At 68.9% G+C, this 16,369-nt stretch carries 20 protein-coding genes; 12 read left to right on the forward strand and 8 right to left on the reverse strand.

Annotation, left to right across the window (positions count from 1 at the left end):
• Nucleotides 1-137 precede the first annotated feature (137 nt).
• Both BN1701_RS32685 and BN1701_RS32690 read left to right on the forward strand, forming a co-directional pair.
• Entirely contained in the window at nucleotides 138-1,613 is a 1,476-nt protein-coding gene (locus tag BN1701_RS32685) for an alpha/beta fold hydrolase (protein WP_054055235.1), read from the forward strand.
• Nucleotides 1,614-1,729: 116 nt separating this feature from the next.
• Entirely contained in the window at nucleotides 1,730-2,341 is a 612-nt protein-coding gene (locus BN1701_RS32690; RefSeq protein ID WP_054055237.1) for a GyrI-like domain-containing protein, read from the forward strand.
• Nucleotides 2,342-2,468: 127 nt separating this feature from the next.
• Here BN1701_RS32690 and BN1701_RS32695 read toward each other — a convergent pair whose 3' ends face one another.
• Complete coding sequence (locus BN1701_RS32695; protein WP_054055239.1) at nucleotides 2,469-3,005, reverse strand: GNAT family N-acetyltransferase; 537 nt, start codon at nucleotides 3,003-3,005, stop codon at nucleotides 2,469-2,471.
• 79 nt (nucleotides 3,006-3,084) lie between these two features.
• On the opposite strand from BN1701_RS32695, the gene BN1701_RS32700 reads away from it, so the two are divergent.
• Nucleotides 3,085-3,756 carry an NAD(P)-dependent oxidoreductase gene (locus BN1701_RS32700; RefSeq protein ID WP_054055240.1) on the forward strand — a complete coding sequence of 224 codons (672 nt, stop codon included), beginning with the start codon at nucleotides 3,085-3,087 and terminating at the stop codon, nucleotides 3,754-3,756.
• A gap of 160 nt (nucleotides 3,757-3,916) precedes the next feature.
• Here the strand turns inward: BN1701_RS32700 and BN1701_RS32705 are convergent, their stop codons facing one another.
• Nucleotides 3,917-5,050, reverse strand: coding sequence for a helix-turn-helix transcriptional regulator (locus BN1701_RS32705; RefSeq protein WP_172803371.1), 1,134 nt, complete (start codon nucleotides 5,048-5,050; stop codon nucleotides 3,917-3,919).
• 113 nt (nucleotides 5,051-5,163) lie between these two features.
• On the opposite strand from BN1701_RS32705, the gene BN1701_RS32710 reads away from it, so the two are divergent.
• Entirely contained in the window at nucleotides 5,164-5,670 is a 507-nt protein-coding gene (locus BN1701_RS32710) for a cupin domain-containing protein (protein WP_172803372.1), read from the forward strand.
• Nucleotides 5,671-5,679: 9 nt separating this feature from the next.
• Here the strand turns inward: BN1701_RS32710 and BN1701_RS32715 are convergent, their stop codons facing one another.
• From BN1701_RS32715 to BN1701_RS32725, 3 genes are all read right to left on the reverse strand, one after another.
• A complete protein-coding gene (locus BN1701_RS32715; protein ID WP_054055241.1) occupies nucleotides 5,680-6,006 on the reverse strand; it encodes a cupin domain-containing protein in 327 nt (108 codons plus the stop codon).
• An 83-nt stretch (nucleotides 6,007-6,089) separates the two neighbouring features.
• Nucleotides 6,090-6,674, reverse strand: coding sequence for a TIGR03086 family metal-binding protein (locus BN1701_RS32720; protein WP_054055242.1), 585 nt, complete (start codon nucleotides 6,672-6,674; stop codon nucleotides 6,090-6,092).
• Nucleotides 6,675-6,719: 45 nt separating this feature from the next.
• The gene (locus tag BN1701_RS32725) at nucleotides 6,720-7,358 is read right to left on the reverse strand and encodes a pyridoxamine 5'-phosphate oxidase family protein (RefSeq protein ID WP_054055243.1); all 639 of its coding nucleotides are present in this window, start codon (nucleotides 7,356-7,358) and stop codon (nucleotides 6,720-6,722) included.
• A gap of 152 nt (nucleotides 7,359-7,510) precedes the next feature.
• Here BN1701_RS32725 and BN1701_RS32730 point away from each other — a divergent pair, with 152 nt between their 5' ends.
• The 5 genes from BN1701_RS32730 (at nucleotide 7,511) to BN1701_RS37965 (ending at nucleotide 11,123) form a co-directional block, all read left to right on the forward strand.
• A complete protein-coding gene (locus BN1701_RS32730) occupies nucleotides 7,511-8,023 on the forward strand; it encodes a YlcI/YnfO family protein (protein ID WP_054055244.1) in 513 nt (170 codons plus the stop codon).
• A gap of 234 nt (nucleotides 8,024-8,257) precedes the next feature.
• On the forward strand, nucleotides 8,258-9,103 hold the full coding sequence (locus BN1701_RS32735) for a DUF4097 family beta strand repeat-containing protein (RefSeq protein WP_054055245.1): 846 nt from the start codon (nucleotides 8,258-8,260) through the stop codon (nucleotides 9,101-9,103).
• Nucleotides 9,104-9,123: 20 nt separating this feature from the next.
• Nucleotides 9,124-10,062 carry an ATP-binding cassette domain-containing protein gene (locus BN1701_RS32740; protein WP_054055247.1) on the forward strand — a complete coding sequence of 313 codons (939 nt, stop codon included), beginning with the start codon at nucleotides 9,124-9,126 and terminating at the stop codon, nucleotides 10,060-10,062.
• Nucleotides 10,059-10,874 carry an ABC transporter permease gene (locus BN1701_RS32745; protein ID WP_054055249.1) on the forward strand — a complete coding sequence of 272 codons (816 nt, stop codon included), beginning with the start codon at nucleotides 10,059-10,061 and terminating at the stop codon, nucleotides 10,872-10,874. The genes BN1701_RS32740 and BN1701_RS32745 overlap by 4 nt, the downstream gene beginning before the upstream one ends.
• 120 nt (nucleotides 10,875-10,994) lie before the next feature.
• On the forward strand, nucleotides 10,995-11,123 hold the full coding sequence (locus BN1701_RS37965; RefSeq protein ID WP_255364669.1) for a hypothetical protein: 129 nt from the start codon (nucleotides 10,995-10,997) through the stop codon (nucleotides 11,121-11,123).
• A gap of 50 nt (nucleotides 11,124-11,173) precedes the next feature.
• Here the strand turns inward: BN1701_RS37965 and BN1701_RS32750 are convergent, their stop codons facing one another.
• Complete coding sequence (locus BN1701_RS32750; protein ID WP_054055250.1) at nucleotides 11,174-11,806, reverse strand: peroxiredoxin; 633 nt, start codon at nucleotides 11,804-11,806, stop codon at nucleotides 11,174-11,176.
• A gap of 206 nt (nucleotides 11,807-12,012) precedes the next feature.
• Here BN1701_RS32750 and BN1701_RS32755 point away from each other — a divergent pair, with 206 nt between their 5' ends.
• Complete coding sequence (locus BN1701_RS32755; protein ID WP_054055252.1) at nucleotides 12,013-13,389, forward strand: LVIVD repeat-containing protein; 1,377 nt, start codon at nucleotides 12,013-12,015, stop codon at nucleotides 13,387-13,389.
• A 68-nt stretch (nucleotides 13,390-13,457) separates the two neighbouring features.
• Here the strand turns inward: BN1701_RS32755 and BN1701_RS32760 are convergent, their stop codons facing one another.
• Nucleotides 13,458-13,874, reverse strand: coding sequence for a thioesterase family protein (locus tag BN1701_RS32760; RefSeq protein ID WP_054055254.1), 417 nt, complete (start codon nucleotides 13,872-13,874; stop codon nucleotides 13,458-13,460).
• Between the two features lie 11 nt (nucleotides 13,875-13,885).
• On the reverse strand, nucleotides 13,886-14,479 hold the full coding sequence (locus tag BN1701_RS32765) for a DsbA family protein (RefSeq protein WP_054055256.1): 594 nt from the start codon (nucleotides 14,477-14,479) through the stop codon (nucleotides 13,886-13,888).
• Nucleotides 14,480-14,661: 182 nt separating this feature from the next.
• On the opposite strand from BN1701_RS32765, the gene BN1701_RS32770 reads away from it, so the two are divergent.
• Nucleotides 14,662-15,993 (forward strand): lysine N(6)-hydroxylase/L-ornithine N(5)-oxygenase family protein, encoded by a 1,332-nt coding sequence (locus BN1701_RS32770; RefSeq protein WP_054055258.1) that lies wholly within the window; start codon nucleotides 14,662-14,664, stop codon nucleotides 15,991-15,993.
• A 13-nt stretch (nucleotides 15,994-16,006) separates the two neighbouring features.
• Entirely contained in the window at nucleotides 16,007-16,369 is a 363-nt protein-coding gene (locus tag BN1701_RS32775; protein ID WP_054055260.1) for a cupin domain-containing protein, read from the forward strand.

Below are 16,369 nucleotides of genomic sequence, written 5' to 3' on the forward strand. Positions count from 1 at the left end.
GCAGGCGATGTCTAACTTTATTGGCACGGGGTCCGGCCGACCGGATCCGATATGACGCGAATTTCCTGGCCAATAGCAAGGTCCGCCTCAAGCGCGAATTTGTCGCCTGGCTGACCATGTCCCGATGGAGAAGTGAAATGAGACGACATTCCGCACGGCTGCGATGGACGCTCGCGACGATGGTGGGCGCGGTCATGGCGGTGACCATGCCCGCGATCGCGACCGGGGCACCCGCCGCCCAGCCGGATCCGGCGTCGCGGATCGCGTGGCAGCCGTGCACCGATCCGGTCTTCACCGGGCTGCAGTGCGGCACGATGCAGGTCCCGGTGGACTGGTCACGTCCGCGTGAGGCGAAGCTCACGCTGTCGATGGTCCGCCAGCCCGCACTCGACCAGGCCAACCGGATCGGCGCACTGGTGGTCAACAACGGGATCGGCCGCTCGGCCATCGAGCAGTTCCGCCTCGCGCTGAAGGGGCTGACGCACATCGGCGGAGCCATGCCCCAGCGCTTCGACCTCATCGCCGTCGACCCCCGCGGCGTCGGCCACAGCACCCCCGTCCACTGCGAGGAACCACTGAAGCCCGCCGGGGTCACCTACTTCCCCAAGGACCGCGCCGCCTATGACCGGCTGGTCGCCCACAACCGAACGCTCGGGGAAGACTGCTTGCGCCGCAACGGTTCCCTCGTGGCGAACATGGACATGGCCAGCACCGCCCGCGACTTCGACGCGGTGCGCGCCGCACTCGGCGAGCGGCAGCTCAACTGGTACGGGATCCAGTACAGCGATCTGCTCGGCCGCACGTACGCCCAGCTGTTCCCCGGCAGGCTGCGCACCATGGTCCTCGACACCGCTATTGACGACACGGTGTCGCCAGTGGCCTGGTCACTGCAGGAGGCGGGGGCCGCGGAGGAATCCTTCAACCGGTTCACCGCCTGGTGCGCGACCGCCGACCGGTGTGTCCTCAAAGGACATGACGTGGCGGCCGAGTACGACGCCCTCATCGCCCGCGCGAACCGGGAGCCCATCCCGGCGGCCGACGGCCGCCTGATGACCGGAGTCGACATTCAGGAAGCCACCCAATACCTGCTGCCCATCGCCGTGATCAGCTGGCCGAAACTCGCCAAGGCGATCGTCCAGGCCCAGTCCGGTGACGCCACCATCTTCGCCACCGCGGGCGACCGGACGACACTCGATCCGGTGCAGGAGCGGGCGCAGGCATGTGCGGACACCCCCCGGCGGATCCACTCGTTCCAGCAGCTCTCCCGGGTGCAGCGCCAGCTCGCCGAGAAGTCACCGCACCTCGGTGGCGCGGTGTCATCCGCCACCGCGCTGGCCGGTTGCATCGGTTGGCCGACCCGGCCCAACCCGGTGCACGCTGGTGCCCCGGTGTGGGGTGCGCCGCCGTCGCTGGTCGTGCAGTCCACCCACCAGGCCTACGCGCCGCATTCCGCGGGCGACGCCATGGCCCGCCAGCTTCCCGGCAGCGTGGTCCTCAGCCGTGAAGGCGACGACTACAGCATGTTCATGCTCTCGCAGTGCGTCCGGGACGCCACCAACCGCTACCTGACCGAACTCGCCCTGCCCGCCCCGGGCACCACCTGCACGAACTGACTCGACCGACCCCGCCCGCCAGCCGGTTACCTTCCGGCTCGGCGGGCGGGGCATGCTCATACGTGGACATCGACTGGACCGAAACCGCGCTGAGCGCACGTACACAGGAGACTGCGGTGGACAAGTACGACGTCAAGAAGGCCCACCGTGATCTCTACTCCCCACCGTCGAAGGATTTCACCGTCGTCACCGTGCCCGAGTTCCGGTATATCGCGGTCGATGGCAGCGGTGACCCGAACACGGCCCCCGCGTACACGAACGCGGTCGAAGCCTTGTACGGGGTGGCGTACGCACTGAAGTTCGCGAGCAAGGCGACCCGAGACTTCGTGGTCGGCCCGCTGGAAGGACTGTGGCGAGCCGACGACCCCGCCGCGTTCGTCGCCCGGCGCAAGGAGGCTTGGGCGTGGACCATGATGATCAGCCAGCCGGACTGGATCACCGAGGACATGGTCCGAGCCGCCATCGACAACGTCGCGAAGAAGAAGGCAAACCCAGCTCTCGCCGACGTCCGGCTGCTCACCCTCATCGAGGGGACCTGCGTCCAGATCCTGCACATCGGCTCCTACGACGACGAAACCCCTACCCTGGATCGCCTCCACAACCACTACCTGCCCGAGAACGGTCTTAACTTCAACGGTGACCATCACGAGATCTATCTCAGCGACGCACGTCGAACCGCACCCGCCAAGCTCAAGACAATCCTGAGGCAGCCAGTCAAACCCGGGTAGCGAGCTATCCACATAGGCCGAGCTATTCACAGCCCGCCGTCACCAACCCCGTTTGATCTTGCAGCGCCGATAGACTGGAGCAGGGCAGCCCCCCAGGGTGGGTGGGGGACACCCGCCGGGCGTTGGCTCAGTCGCTCAGGTCGTGGTGGAGTCGTCGTTCGCGCAGTTCGTTGCCGCCGGGGCCCTCGTCGAGTTGGGAACGTCCGGTGTCGGTCCAGCCTTGGCGAATGTAGAAGCGCAGGGCGCGTTCGTTGGTGTCGAGAATCCACAGGCCAGCGTGGGTGAAGCCGCAGGATCGGAGCCGGTCCAGGGCAGCGGTGTGGAGCTGGGTGCCGATGCCGCGGCGCCAGACCTCGGGGGCTAGGTACAGGGCATAGAGGTCGCCGAGGGTGGGGTCGGCGCTGTCCGCGGGGACGAGCGGCGGGCCGGTCGCGGCGAAGCCGACGATGGCGCCCTCGATCGATGCGACAACCGCGCTGGTCCCCGGCGGTCGGGCGGTGAGGCCGTCCGACCAGAACCGTTCCCGGTCGGGGATGGACAGGCCCGCCAGAACGTCGTCAGGGATCAGACCGCGGTAGGCGACGCGCCAGGACCGCACCAGCACGGTGGCGATGGCGTGGGCGTCGGCCGGTGTCGCGTCTCGGAGCTCGACCATGTCGCGCATACGGTCAACATGACACATTTCTGGGATAACCACCGCGATCGTGGCGACCTACCGTGGGCGACGACAACGGGAGGCAGCGATGAAGCTGGCGATATTCGGAGCCGCGGGACTGGCCGGAGCCGCGGTGGCCCAGCTCGCGCTCGATCGCGGCGATCAGGTCCGCGCGCTCGTTCGGTCGACCAAGCCGCCGGGCGTGCTGGACCGGGCGGAGATCGTCCGCGGGGACGCCCTCGATCCGGCGGCGGTGGCCGCCACCGTGGCGGGCTCCGACGTCGTCATCTCGACGCTGGGTGGATACCGGGGGCCCGACAGCATCGACAAGGGCACCATGAACATCATCGGGGCCATGCGGCGGACCGGTCCCCGTCGGCTCGTGGTCCTCCAGGGCTTCCACATCGGCTTCCCCGGCGACCCGAACAACCCGGGCAAACACCTGGTCGAAGCGTTCCTCGCGGTCCGGTGCCGACCGCTGCTCGGGCGCGGCGCCGCGCTCGGTGAGCTGCTGCGTGGCACCGGCGACCTGGACTGGACGCTCGTCCGCATCCCACGCATGGTCGATGGACCGCCGTCGGGGCGGGCCGCCGCCGGTACCTTCCGCCTCGGTCCCATCAGCTCCGTGCGCGTCGGCGACGTCGCCGACCACCTCTACCGGCTGGCCCAAGAGCGGGCGTCGATCCACGAAGCACCCATGCTCCACACGCCGCGCACAGCCCAGAAGTCCCACGCGGATCCTGACCTGACGCGGCGCTAGTGCGTTGACCACGAACGTTCGCCGGGTATCGGCCTGTCCACGGCGTGGCTGGCAAGGCGGAGGGAAGACCGTAGTACCGGGTTGTACTTGGGCTTTCCGACAACGCAGCCAGGCGCGTCGTGGGCAGGTCGAGACCCGGTGAAGGTTCGTGGTCAGCGCACTAGCGGTAGGGCCCGCCGCGCAGTGGCCTGTCGTGTTGGGCGCGCTGTTCGTTGTCGCGCAGGCGGGGCTCGTAGTGGGCGAAGAAGATCTTGCCGACGAGGTCACGCCTGCTGCGAACGCCGGTCTTGTCGAAGACGTTCTGCAGGTGCTGCTGCACGGTGTGCGCGGACAGGACCAGCTTGGTGGCGATCTCGGCGGTGGAGTTGCCCTGCAGCACCAGGCGGGTCAGCTCCTGCTCGCGCTCGGTCAGCCCGTAGGCCGACATCAGCAGCGGCGAGATGCGGCCCGGGTGCGCGGGCTCGACGATGACCGCGACCCGCTCCTGGCCGGTCGTGGCCAGGCAGGCGCCGTGCAGCACCACCCAGGTGCCGGTCCGGGACAGCACCCGGGACATCGCGACCATGCCGGGCACACCGGGGTGCTGCACCGACCGCAGCGCCTGGCCCGCGACGGCCAGCACTGACGACGGCAGCCTGCCCGTCGCCCAGTCACCGTCGGGCAGGTCGGCCAGCCAGCGCTCGGTGCCGGGTGTCACCGACTCCACGTCACCCGAGCCGGTCAGGATCAGCAGACCGGGGGCGTCCGGAAAGTCCGGATCGGTGGCCTCGCCGAACAGCAGCGCGCGCCGCACACCCTCGGCCAGCGCGGGCGCGATCGCCTGGATGAAGGCCAGTTCGACGGGTTCGAACAGCGGCCGCCCCGGTTCGCGGTAAAGGCTCAGCGCGCCCCAGATGTCGCCGGTGCGGGTGCGCAGGGCGGCGATCATCTCCTGGTCGCCGCCGTAGGCCATGTTGGCGTGCCAGCGTGGGCTGCTTGCCGGGTCGCCGCCGGTCACCTCGTGCAGGGTCGAGATCCCGCGATCCGAACGGCCGACGTCGGCCAACTGGTGCACGTCGTCGCCAAGGTACTCGTGGGTCAGCCAGTTCGCCGGGAACTCCGGCAGGCCTTCCTGGAAGTGGCTGGTGATCAGCAGCGACGCCGGGTCCATGGTGAAGAAGCACGGCGCCCGGAAGTGCGGCACCGCCCCACCGAGGACGGCGGTCACGCCCCGCCAGAACGACACGAGGTCCTGCTGCTGACCCGCGAGCCGTGCGATCTTGGCCTGCGCTAGGCGCAGGGTGTCGGCGCCCATGGGACTCAGCGTACGACCCGGTCGGAACGGGTCAAATCCAACAAATCTGGGATAGGCCACGCGTCCGATCGCTCCTAGCGTCGGCGGAAAGACTCATCGATGAAGGAGCCGCCATGACAACCGACAGCAGGCTTACCACCGTCCACCACGTACTCGGCCCGGGGGAGGGCGAGATCGTCGGCGACCCGGCCGCTGTCACCGACCGGTTCATGATCAACGGCAGCGCGACTGACGGCCGCCTCGCCTTGGTCGAGCACGGCCTGGCGCCGCGAGCGCTGGCCGCGCCCATGCACCGGCACAGCCGCGAGGATGAGTACAGCTACGTGCTGGCAGGTGAGGTCGGCGCGATTCTGGGTGGGCAGGAGATCATCGGCCGCCCAGGTGACCTGATCTTCAAGCCGCGCGGGCAGTGGCACACCTTCTGGAACGCGGGCGACGAACCGGCCCGAATCCTGGAGATCATCACACCCGCGGGCCTGGAGGACCTCTTCCGTGAACTCGGCCCGCGCGTGGGCGACATGTCCCCGGAGGACCTCTTCGAGCTGGCGGGCCGCTACGGCTGCGACCTCGACTTCGACGCCACCATGCCGCTGGTGGAGCGGCACGGGCTCGCGTTCTAGCCTCCCAGCTCAGGTACGCCCGGTGAAGGCGGGCGCGAAGAACACCAGGAGCGCCAGATCCTCGGTGACGTCGACGAAGCGGTGCGGCTCGCGGGCGGGCACGAAGATGAGGTCCCCTGGCTCGACGTCGGCCTCGCCGGAGCCGGTGATCACCCGGGCCCTGCCCGCCGTGACCAGATAGATCTCGTCCTCGCGGTGGGGTGTCTGGTCGTCGACACCGCCCGCGGGGATCAAGTACGTGCCCGCGGACAGCTGATCGCTGCGAATGTGCTCGACGTACTCGCCGGGCACCGAGCCGGGCGCGACAGCGGTTCCCGCCCCCTTGATGATCTGCATGGATCCAGGTTAACCAGCCTGACGAACAGTGGAGGCACGGCAACCACAACGCGGCTGATCGACTACGGCTGGGTGGGCCACCTCTACGTCGCCGCCTGGCGCGGTGGCTGCTGCCTCCCGAAAGCGGCCAGCAGGACTGTCTGCTGATCGGCGTCAGCGGGCAGGTCCGGCCGCGGCGCCACGGCGCCCGCTGATCGGTAGATGTCCTCGTTCTTGGCGAACCACACCGCGCAGGCCGCGACGAGGTCGGGGTCGAGACGGTCGTCGGCGCCGATCGCGCGGGCCAGGTCCCATCCGTGGATGAGGTGGTCGGCGAACAGCTGCCACGCGTATTCCTCGCCGGGCACGTCCCCAAAGGACAGGTGCACGGTGCGATCCAGCGCGCCGTCCGCGCTGATGGCCGCGACCGCCGTCTCAGCGGCACCGGCGTAGGCCGCGGCCGGGTCGGAGCCGACGACGTCGCCGTCGAACTTGTCGCCGACCTCCGCGATCGTGGCACCCGCCATCAGTGGGGCGGTCCAGAGATCCTCAGACACGACGTGGTTGACCAGTGTGCGCACATCCCAGTCGGCGCACGGTGTCGCGGCGTCCCATTGGTCTTGGCGGACCGCTCGCACGTGGTCGCCGAAGCGTTCGCAGGCACGCCGGTGCAGTTCGGCGAGATCCATGTGTTCCTCCTTGACGGTGCAGCCACGAGGGCGGCCACGGGAGTGTCAGCGCCAGCGCACCGGCAGGTCGCCGGGATCGTTGGCCGGATCGTTCGCGGGCAGCGCGTCGCATGCCCAGTCGGCGCGTTTCCATGACGGCACCGGGGTCACCTGCCTGCGTCGGGGCACGAACGTGGATCGCTCGACCAGCGCGTAGTGGTGGACGTAGCGGCCGCAGTTGGGGAACACGTGGGTGACCTGGACACGCATGACCAACAGCGCGCCGGGCCAGGTTTCGAGCAGGCTGTCGTCGGCGGCGATGGTGGCTGTGCCCTGGACCCGAGTGCGACCGCCGTTCTCGAAGTCGATGAAGAGCAGGCCCACCGGCGAGCCCGCGGCGATATTGCCGAGCGAGAGGAACATGCCGTTGCCGTCGTAGCTCGGCATCGCGAGCGTGTGCTCGTCGACGACCCGGACGAAGCCGGGATCGCCGCCCTTGTAGGAGCAGGTCGGCTGGCCGTCTGGGCCTACGGTGGCCAGGAAGACCATGTCCCGCGCTTCGACGAACTCCCGGTCGTTCTCGGTGATCACATGGTGGACGAGGCGTTGGCTGATCCGGTCGGCGATGCGGCGGGTGTCGAACTGATCTTGCAGTTCCCGCTGGCCAGGGTGGTAATCGATCCCGGTCGTTCCATTGGTTTCCATCGGCCCGCTCCCGGACGGCATTGCGGTCTCCTGACGAGACGATAGCTCCGCCGCCACTCCGTCGCGCAGGATTGAGCCAGGCTGATGCCAGCGTGAGCCAAAAAGAGCCAATGTGGCTTGCGTGTGGTGCCACGCCGTGCCATAGTGGTGCCATGGACCTGACGCCTTACGTTGATTCCCTCGGTCGCGAGCTGCTGACCGTCGCCGAGACCGGTGGTGGCGACCCTGGTGCGTTGATCGAGCGGCTGACGGTGTCGATGGAGTCGGCGATCCGGCTCACGCTGCTCGAAGCCCTCTCCGCCGCCGCCGACGAGATCACCCGCGACCTCGCGCCCGGTTCGGTCCAGGTGCGCCTGCGCGGTCGCGACCCGAACTTCGTGGTGACGTCCCGGCCGGTCGAGCCCGCGCCGGAGACGACCCCGGAGCCGGTCCAGGACGCCGCGGTCGGCCTGGAGGACAGCGGTCCCGCGGTGCGGATCAACGTCCGGCTCCCCGAACAGCTCAAGGCCGCGGCCGAGGAGGCCGCCGCCAAGGAAGGCCGGTCGCTCAACGCGTGGCTGGTCCGGGCGGCCTCGACGGCGCTGCAGGCCGGGGACCGCGACCACCATGGCACCGAGCGTCGCGGCAAGCCCGCCGCGCAGCGCTACACCGGCTGGGCGCGCTAGGGCGTGTCCTGCGGATCATGGCGGGCGCTATCGGCGCCCGCTTGGCCCCTGGGCGCACCGCGGGAACGGCCACGGACAACCAGTACGCGACCGTCCCCGCGGCACGCCCAGGAACCAAGCGGATCACCGATCCCGCCCACCATGATCCACAGGACACGCCCTACCCCAGCCGCACACACTCCCAAGCCCCGGACCTGCGGGGATGTTCTTCCAACACCTTTTGAGGGGACAGCCATGCCTGTTTTCGCCACACCAGAACCGATCTCCGTCACCATCGAACTCGCCGTCGGCGACGTCCAGCTCGTCGCGAGCGACCGGACCGACACCCTCGTCGAGGTGCGGCCGAGCGACGCGGCCGACGAGTCCGATGTGGAGGCCGCGCAGCGCACCCGCGTCGAGTACGCCGACGGCGCGCTGACCGTCCGCGGGCCCAAGTCCCGGGTGCTCGACTTCTCCAAGAAGACGAGGTCCGTTGACGTGGTGATCGAACTCCCCACCGGCTCGCGGGTGCACACCGATCTGTCGGTCGCGGAGGTCCGCACCACCGGCGTGCTGGGGGAGTGCCGGTTCAAGACCGCGGTCGGGCACTTCCGCATCGACCAGACCGGGCCGCTGCGCGCCGACACCACGGGCCACATCACCATCGAGCGGGTCGCTGGCGACGCCCAGGTCGCCACCGGCAGCGGCCGGGTGCGGATCGGCGAGGTCGACGGCACCGCCGTCGTCAAGAACTCCAACGGCAGCACCGACATCGGCACGGTCACCGGCGAGCTGCGGGTGCGCTCGGCCAACGGCGACATCACCGTCGACCGGGCCGACGCCAAGGTGGAGGCCAAGACCGCCAACGGAAGCATCCGCGTCGGCGCGGTCTCGCGCGGCTCGGTGGCACTGAACACCGCGGCGGGCGACCTCGAGATCGGGATCGCCGACGGCACCGCCGCCTGGCTCGACCTGAGCACCGGGCACGGGCGAGTGACCAACGCGCTGGCCGACGCGGGCCAGGGCCCGGACAAGTCGGAGGAGACCGTCGAGGTCCGCGCGCACACCGGCTACGGCGACATCCACATCCACCGCTCCTGAACCTCTTGAAAGGGATCCCCATGACCATCTCGGCCATCACGGTGACCGGACTGCGCAAGTCGTTCGGCGACCACGTCGTACTCGACGGCATCGACATCGATGTCCCCAAGGGCAGCGTCTTCTCGCTGCTCGGCGCCAACGGCGCGGGCAAGACCACCACCGTGAAGATCCTCTCCACACTGATCAGGGGCGACGGCGGCACCGCGACGGTCGCGGGCCACGACGTCGCCGCCGAGCCCGACGCCGTGCGCGCGGCGATCGGTGTCACCGGCCAGTTCTCCGCGGTCGACAACCTGCTGACCGGCCACGAGAACCTGATCCTGATGGCGGACCTGCACCACCTGGGCCGGGCCGCGGGCAGGCGCAGGGCCGCCGAACTGCTCGACCAGTTCGACCTGGTCGAGGCGGCCCGCAAGCCGGTGTCGACCTACTCCGGCGGGATGCGGCGCAGGCTCGACCTCGCGATGACCCTCGTCGGGTCGCCGCGGGTGATCTTCCTCGACGAGCCCACCACCGGCCTCGACCCGCGCAGCCGACGCGGCATGTGGCAGATCGTGCGGGACCTGGTCTCGGGCGGCGTCACCATCTTCCTCACCACGCAGTACCTGGAGGAGGCCGACGAGCTCGCCGACCGGATCGCGGTGCTCGACCACGGGAAGATCGTCGCCCAGGGCACCCCGGACGAACTCAAGCGGCGCATCCCCGGCGGCCACGTCGAGCTGCGCTTCGCCGACCCCCGCGACCTCGAGACCGCGGCGCGCGCCGTGGGCGAGTCGTCCCGCGACAACGACACGCTCACCCTGCGCGTGGCGCACGACGGCAGCCTCAAATCCCTCAAGGCGCTGCTCGACCGGGTCGACGGCAGCGCCGTCGAGGTCGAGTCGCTCAGCGTGCACACCCCCGACCTCGACGACGTCTTCCTTGCCCTCACCGGAACCCAGAAGGTGGCTGCGCGATGAGCAACACGATGAGCCCGGCGAAGAAGCCGATGACCCTCGCACTGACCGACTCGGCGACCATGCTTCGCCGCAACCTCAGGCGCATGGTGCGCTACCCGTCGATGACGGTGTTGCTCATCGGGATGCCGATCGTCTTCCTTCTGCTGTTCGTCTACGTCTTCGGCGGCACGCTCGGCGCCGGGATCGGCGGCGCGGGCGGCGGGCGCGACGTATATGTCAACTACGTCACCCCGGCGATCATCCTGATGACGATCTCCTCGGCGGTCCAGGGCACCGCCATCTCGGTCGCCATGGACATGACCGAGGGCATCGTCGACCGGTTCAAAACCATGTCCATCGCCCGCGTGTCCGTCCTCACCGGACACGTCGTCGGCAGCGTCATCCAGACGATGATGAGCATCGCCGCCGTCCTCGGTGTCGCGCTGCTCATCGGCTTCAGCCCGTCGGCGAGCGTCGGCGATTGGTTCGCCACCGTCGGTGTCCTGGTGATGATGACCTTCGCCTTCGTCTGGCTGTCGGTCGCGCTCGGCCTGGCCAGCAAGAGCGTCGAGGCGTCGAGCAACGTCGGTATGCCGCTGGTCCTGCTTCCGTTCCTGGGCAGCGGGTTCGTCCCGACCGACTCGATGCCGACGGTGCTGCGCTGGTTCGCCGAGTACCAGCCGTTCACCCCGCTCATCGAGACCCTGCGCGGTCTGCTGATGGGCACTCCGATCGGGAACAACGCCGCGATCGCGGTGGGCTGGTGCGTCGTCATCGCCCTCGGCGGCTACCTCTGGTCGAAGAAGCTGTTCAACCGCGAATCCGCGCGGTAGGTCTCGTCCCTCGAAACGCAGGCGGGTCGGCGACAAGCCTGCCCGCCTGCGGCGCGTTCTGTTCTGCCGGTGTAACGGACGCTCGCCCTCCGGCGACATCTTGTGACCCGGGAGGTGCGTGTGACCAGCGACGATGAGGTCCTGAGCCTTCTGGCGGCGTGGCGTGCCGACATCGACAGCGAGCCGCAGCCCAGTCTGATCATGGTGGAAGTCGCGTACGTGCTGATCTGCGCGGCGCAGACGCCGTAGGGCCGGGCGGGGTGGCCCCCAGGGTGATCAGGGGGCCACCGCCTGCCGGATCAGGCTTCGGGCGCGGCCACGAAGCGCAGGTAGGGCTTGACCTCGTCGACGTCGCCGAACTTGGCCTTGGCGTCCTCGGTGGACACCGTGGGCGGGACGATCACGCGGTCGCCCTTGCGCCAGTCCACCGGGGTGGAGACCGCGGCGCGGTCGGTGAGCTGCAGGGCGTCGAGGGCGCGCAGGATCTCGTCGAAGTTGCGGCCGACGCTCTTGGGGTAGGTGAGGGTCAGACGGACCTTGTCGGCCGGGTCGATGATGAAGACCGACCGGACCGAGGAGGTGTCGCCCTCGTTGGGATGGATCATCCCGTAGAGCTCGGCGACCTTCTTGTCCGGGTCGGCGATGATCGGGTAGTCGACGGTGGTCTCGTTGACCGCGTCGATGTCCGGGATCCAGTTGTTGTGGTCGGCGACGGAGTCGACCGACAGGGCGATCGGCTTGGCGCCGCGTGCGGCCCATTCCGCCTTGAGCTGGGCCACGCGGCCGAGTTCGGTGGTGCACACGGGGGTGAAGTCGGCCGGGTGGCTGAACAGGACCGCCCAGGAACCGCTCTTCCACTCCCGGAACCCGATCTCACCGGCGGTCGTGTCGGCGGTGAAGTCGGGTGCGATGTCACCGAGTTGCAGGCCCACGAGCTGGCCCCCTTCTATTGTCCGGACATTTCGCGGCCAGTGTAGGGAGAACCGCCGGGACCGGTCGACCGTCCCGCAGGGTGAAACGGGTGCCTACTGGGAATCTGGTGAAAGTTCTTCAATGGGAACTCTGGGAACAGGAACTCTGGCGGTTGATACTGCCCGGAAAGAGAAAATATCCCGGCTTGCCTGGGGAAGGATCTTGCATGTCCGCCACCCGGTTACGTCTGCTGTCCGCCGCCCTGCTCGTCCCCGCCGCCGTCCTGGTTGCCCCCGCCGCCGACGCGGCGCCCGGGTTCCCCGCCGTCGACGAGGTCGTCACCAGCGCCAATGTCCGCCATGTCGCGAACGTGCCGGCGACCGCGCCGCTGAACGGTCCCGGCCACACGGGTACCGACCTAGCGTTCACCGGCGACTACGCGATCGCGGGTGACTACGACGGCTTCACGATCTACGACATCACCGACAAGGACCGGCCCGTCGTCGCTAGCCAGGTGCTCTGCCCCGGTTCGCAGAACGACTTGTCGGTGAGCGGGAACCTGCTGTTCCTGTCCACCGACTCCCGCCGCACCAACGACTCGTGCACGTCGACCTCCACCAGCAGCGGGACGCAGTACTGGGAGGGCATCAAGATCTTCGACATCAGCGACAAGCGGAACCCGCGCTACCTCAAGAGCGTGGAGACCGCGTGCGGCTCGCACACGCACACGCTGGTTCCGGACAAGACCGGCGCGGCCGTCTACCTCTATGTCTCGTCGTACTCGCCGTCGTCAACGCTGTCGAAGTGCCAGCCGCCGCACGACAAGATCTCGATCGTGAAGGTGCCGCTGGCCAGCCCGACCTCGGCCTCGGTCGTCGCCACCCCGGTGCTGTTCCCCGGCGGCGGCAACCCCGGCTCCAGCAAGGTCGCCGCGACCACCGGCTGCCACGACATCACCGCGTACCCGTCGAAGGACCTCGCGGCGGGCGCGTGCATGGGTGACGGTGTCCTGCTCGACATCGCCGACCGCGAGGCGCCCCGGGTGATCCACCAGGTGCAGGACAACACGAACTTCGCGTTCTGGCACTCGGCGACGTTCAACAACGCGGGCACGAAGGTCGTCTTCACCGACGAACTCGGCGGCGGCGGCGCGGCGACCTGCAACAGGAAGACCGGCCCGAACCGCGGCGCGGACGGTGTCTACGACATCACCGGCACCGGGGACGCGCGCACGCTGGTGTTCCGTAGCTACTTCAAGATCTCTCGGTACCAGTCCAGCAGTGAGAACTGCGTGGCGCACAACGGTTCGCTGCTGCCGATCGCGGGCCGCGACATCATGGTGCAGGCCTGGTACCAGGGCGGCGTGCAGGTGTGGGACTTCACCGACTCCGCGCGCCCGGTCGAGATCGGCTTCTTCGAGCGCGGGCCGCTGCCGAACAACGGCTCGGGCGGGTCGTGGTCGGCGTACTGGTACAACGGCCGGATCTACTCCTCCGACCTGGTCAAGGGCCTCGACGTCGTCGACATCACCGACCCACGCACCGACCCGGCGAAGTCGGTGACGTTCACCGAGCTGAACGTCCAGACCCAAGGCACCTTCTAACGCTCTCCAGAAGTGCCCCCTCTGACCGACTGGTCGGAGGGGGCACTTCGCTGTTCGGCAGAGTTCTCTCAGCAGGGCGACTCGGCGTAGGGCAGCAGCGCGTCGCGCAGTCCGCCAGGGACCTCCGACACCTTGGGCTCGGCACCGACCACACACGCCACCCGTTGCCTGCCCCGCGCGGCCAGCTTCTCGCTGCCCGCGCGGAAGCGGACGTAGTCGAAGGTGAACTGCAGCTGGGTGCGGGTCAGCTCCTCCAGGCGCATGCGGACCGACAGCTCGTCGGCGGCGAGGATCTCGGAGAAGTACTCGCACTCGGCTTTGACGGTGTGCAGCCGCAGGCCGTCGGCCACCAGCGCCGGGGCCTGCTCCTTGAGGAAGTTCTCCTTGCAGCGGCCCTGCCAGCGCAGATACGCCACGAAGTGCACATTGCCGACCAGTGTGGTCTCCCCGGTCTCGACGGTGTGCTTGTACTCGTAGTACCCCATGGAATCCCCAGTCACGATAACGGGTCGCGGGCGCGCTTCATCTCACTGAAGACGCGCACCGGGGACAGCAGGCGCAGCCCGTCGAGCAGGCGGTCCCCGTCCTCGGGGGCCGGGACGGCGGACACGACGGGGCCGAAGAATCCGGGGGCGTCGTCGAAGGCGGTCACCGGGCTGCCGGTCTCGGTGCCCACTCTGGCCTGGCCGGTCTCGTGGCTCTCCCGGACGATCGAGTCGAGCGACTCGTCCTCGGTGGCGTCGATCAGCTCGGCGGGCAGCTCGGCCTCGGCCAGCGCCTCGACGATCACGTCGAGGGTGAGCTGACGGTCGGCGGGACCGTGCACGCGTTCGCCGATCGCGGTGTAGAGCCGGTCGACGGCGTCCTGGCCGTACCGCTCGTCGGTGGCCGCGAGGACGCGCAGGGCCGCGCGGGCGCGCAGGTGGGCGGCGCGGTAGTTCTCCGGGATCTCCTTGCCCTCATTGAGGATCGCCAGGCTCAGGAACCGCCAGCTGACCTTCTCGTCGCGACGTCCGGCGACGTCCTTGATCCACCGTGACGTGCGCCAGGTGAACGGGCAGCTGGGATCGAACCACAAGGTGATACTCATCTGCGCCTCCCTCCGAGTCCTGAATTCATCGCGACCCTACCTGCGCTTGATCCACTATGGATTATCCGAAAGTGCGCACTTCTGGACTCGAATCGGACAGCACGGGTGAAGATGCGACTCGTTGATCAGTCCAACCAGGATGGCCACAGACCGCAGTTCAGAAGTAGTTGGGGGAGTGGCATATGGCGCATCGCGACGTGGAACTGCTCGCCATCGGCGCGGGACCGGCGAACCTGGCCCTGGCCGTGGCCCTCGACGAGCTCGCGCCCGACGACCTGGCGGCGAACTCGCTGGTGATCGAACAAGCCGACACCGTGTCGTGGCAGCGGGGGATGCTGCTGCACGGCGCGCAGAGCCAGGTCTCGTTCCTCAAGGACCTGGTGACCCTGCGCGACCCGCGCAGCCGGTTCTCGTTCGTCAACTATCTGCACTCCATCGGCAGACTCAGCGACTTCATCAACCTTGGCGACTTCTGGCCATACCGGCAGGAGATCTCCGACTACTTCCGCTGGGCCGCCGACTCACTGGCCAAGGTCCGGGTGGAATACCGGCGGCGCTGCGCGGGGATCGAACCGTGCCGCGACGAGTCGGGCACCGTCACCGGCTGGCTGACCCGGCTGGCCGACGGCTCGACCATCCGCAGCCGGTACCTGGTCGTCGGCGCGGGCCGCGATCCCTTTGTCCCGACCGAATTCGCGACGCTGCCCGCCGAGCGCGTCATCCACAGCACCGACTATCTGCCCCGGATCGCCCGGCTGCCCAAGGACGGCGCCCAGCGCGTCGTGGTGATCGGCGGGGCGCAGAGCGCCGCGGAGATGTTCGACGCGGTCCAGACCGACCTGCCCGACTGCACGCCGACGCTGGTGATGCGGTCGGTCGGGCTGAAGACCTATGAGAACAGCAAGTTCACCAACGAGCTGTACTACCCGGGCGCGGTGGACGACTTCTTCACCGCCCGCCCGCCCGCCCGCGAACAGATCATGCGGGAGATGCACATCACCAACTACTCCGGACTCGCGCCGGACCTGTTGGAGAAGCTGTACCGCGGCCTCTACCTCGACCGGATGAGCGGCGCGGGCAGGCTCCGCGTCGTCACCATGACCGAGGTGACCGCCGCCTTCGAGGACGGCGACGACGTCGTGCTCGAACTGACCGACCGCAGGACCGGCGCCGTGGACGAGTTGCGGTGCGATCTGGTCCTGCTGGGCACCGGCTTCGTCCGCCAGCAGCCCGCGCTGGTGCGGGGCCTGGCCAAGTCGCTGGGACTGAGCCGGGTCGAGGTGACCCGCGACTACCGGCTGCGCCTGGGCACGCCCGCCACCGGCGCCTGCTACCTGCAGGGCGTCAACGAGGCGACCCACGGCATCAGCGACTCGCTGTTGAGCGTGCTCGCCGTGCGCGGCGCGGACATCGCGGGCGACATCCTGGCCCGCCGCGCCGAAGCCGGAGAGCTGGGACCCGCGCCCGCTCGACCACGACCAGTCCTGGTGCCCGCCGTTGTTCCCGCCAGTTGACAAGGAGACTTCTGTGGAGATCCGCAGCCTGGACCGGGACCGACTGGGGCCCGACAACAACCACTCGCAGCGCCTGCTGCCCTGGTCGGCGCTGAACGCCCCGTTCGAGGGCGCGTGGTGCCTGATCAAGCCCGGCGCGTCGTCGCAGCGCCACGCCCACCACGAGTACGAGATCTTCATCGCGGTGACCGGTACCGCGGCGCTGGAGTCCGAGGGGGAGCGCACGACCTTCACCGCGGGCGACGTCGTCCACTTCCCGCCGTTCACCGACCACCAGGTCATCAACGAGGGCGCCGAGGACTTCGAGATGTACACCGTGTGGTGGGACGTGGAGATGACCAAGTCCTTCGCCGCCCGCCACGAAGGCGAGGGCTGA

Source organism: Alloactinosynnema sp. L-07 (assembly GCF_900070365.1).
In the GTDB taxonomy this organism is placed as follows: domain Bacteria; phylum Actinomycetota; class Actinomycetes; order Mycobacteriales; family Pseudonocardiaceae; genus Actinokineospora.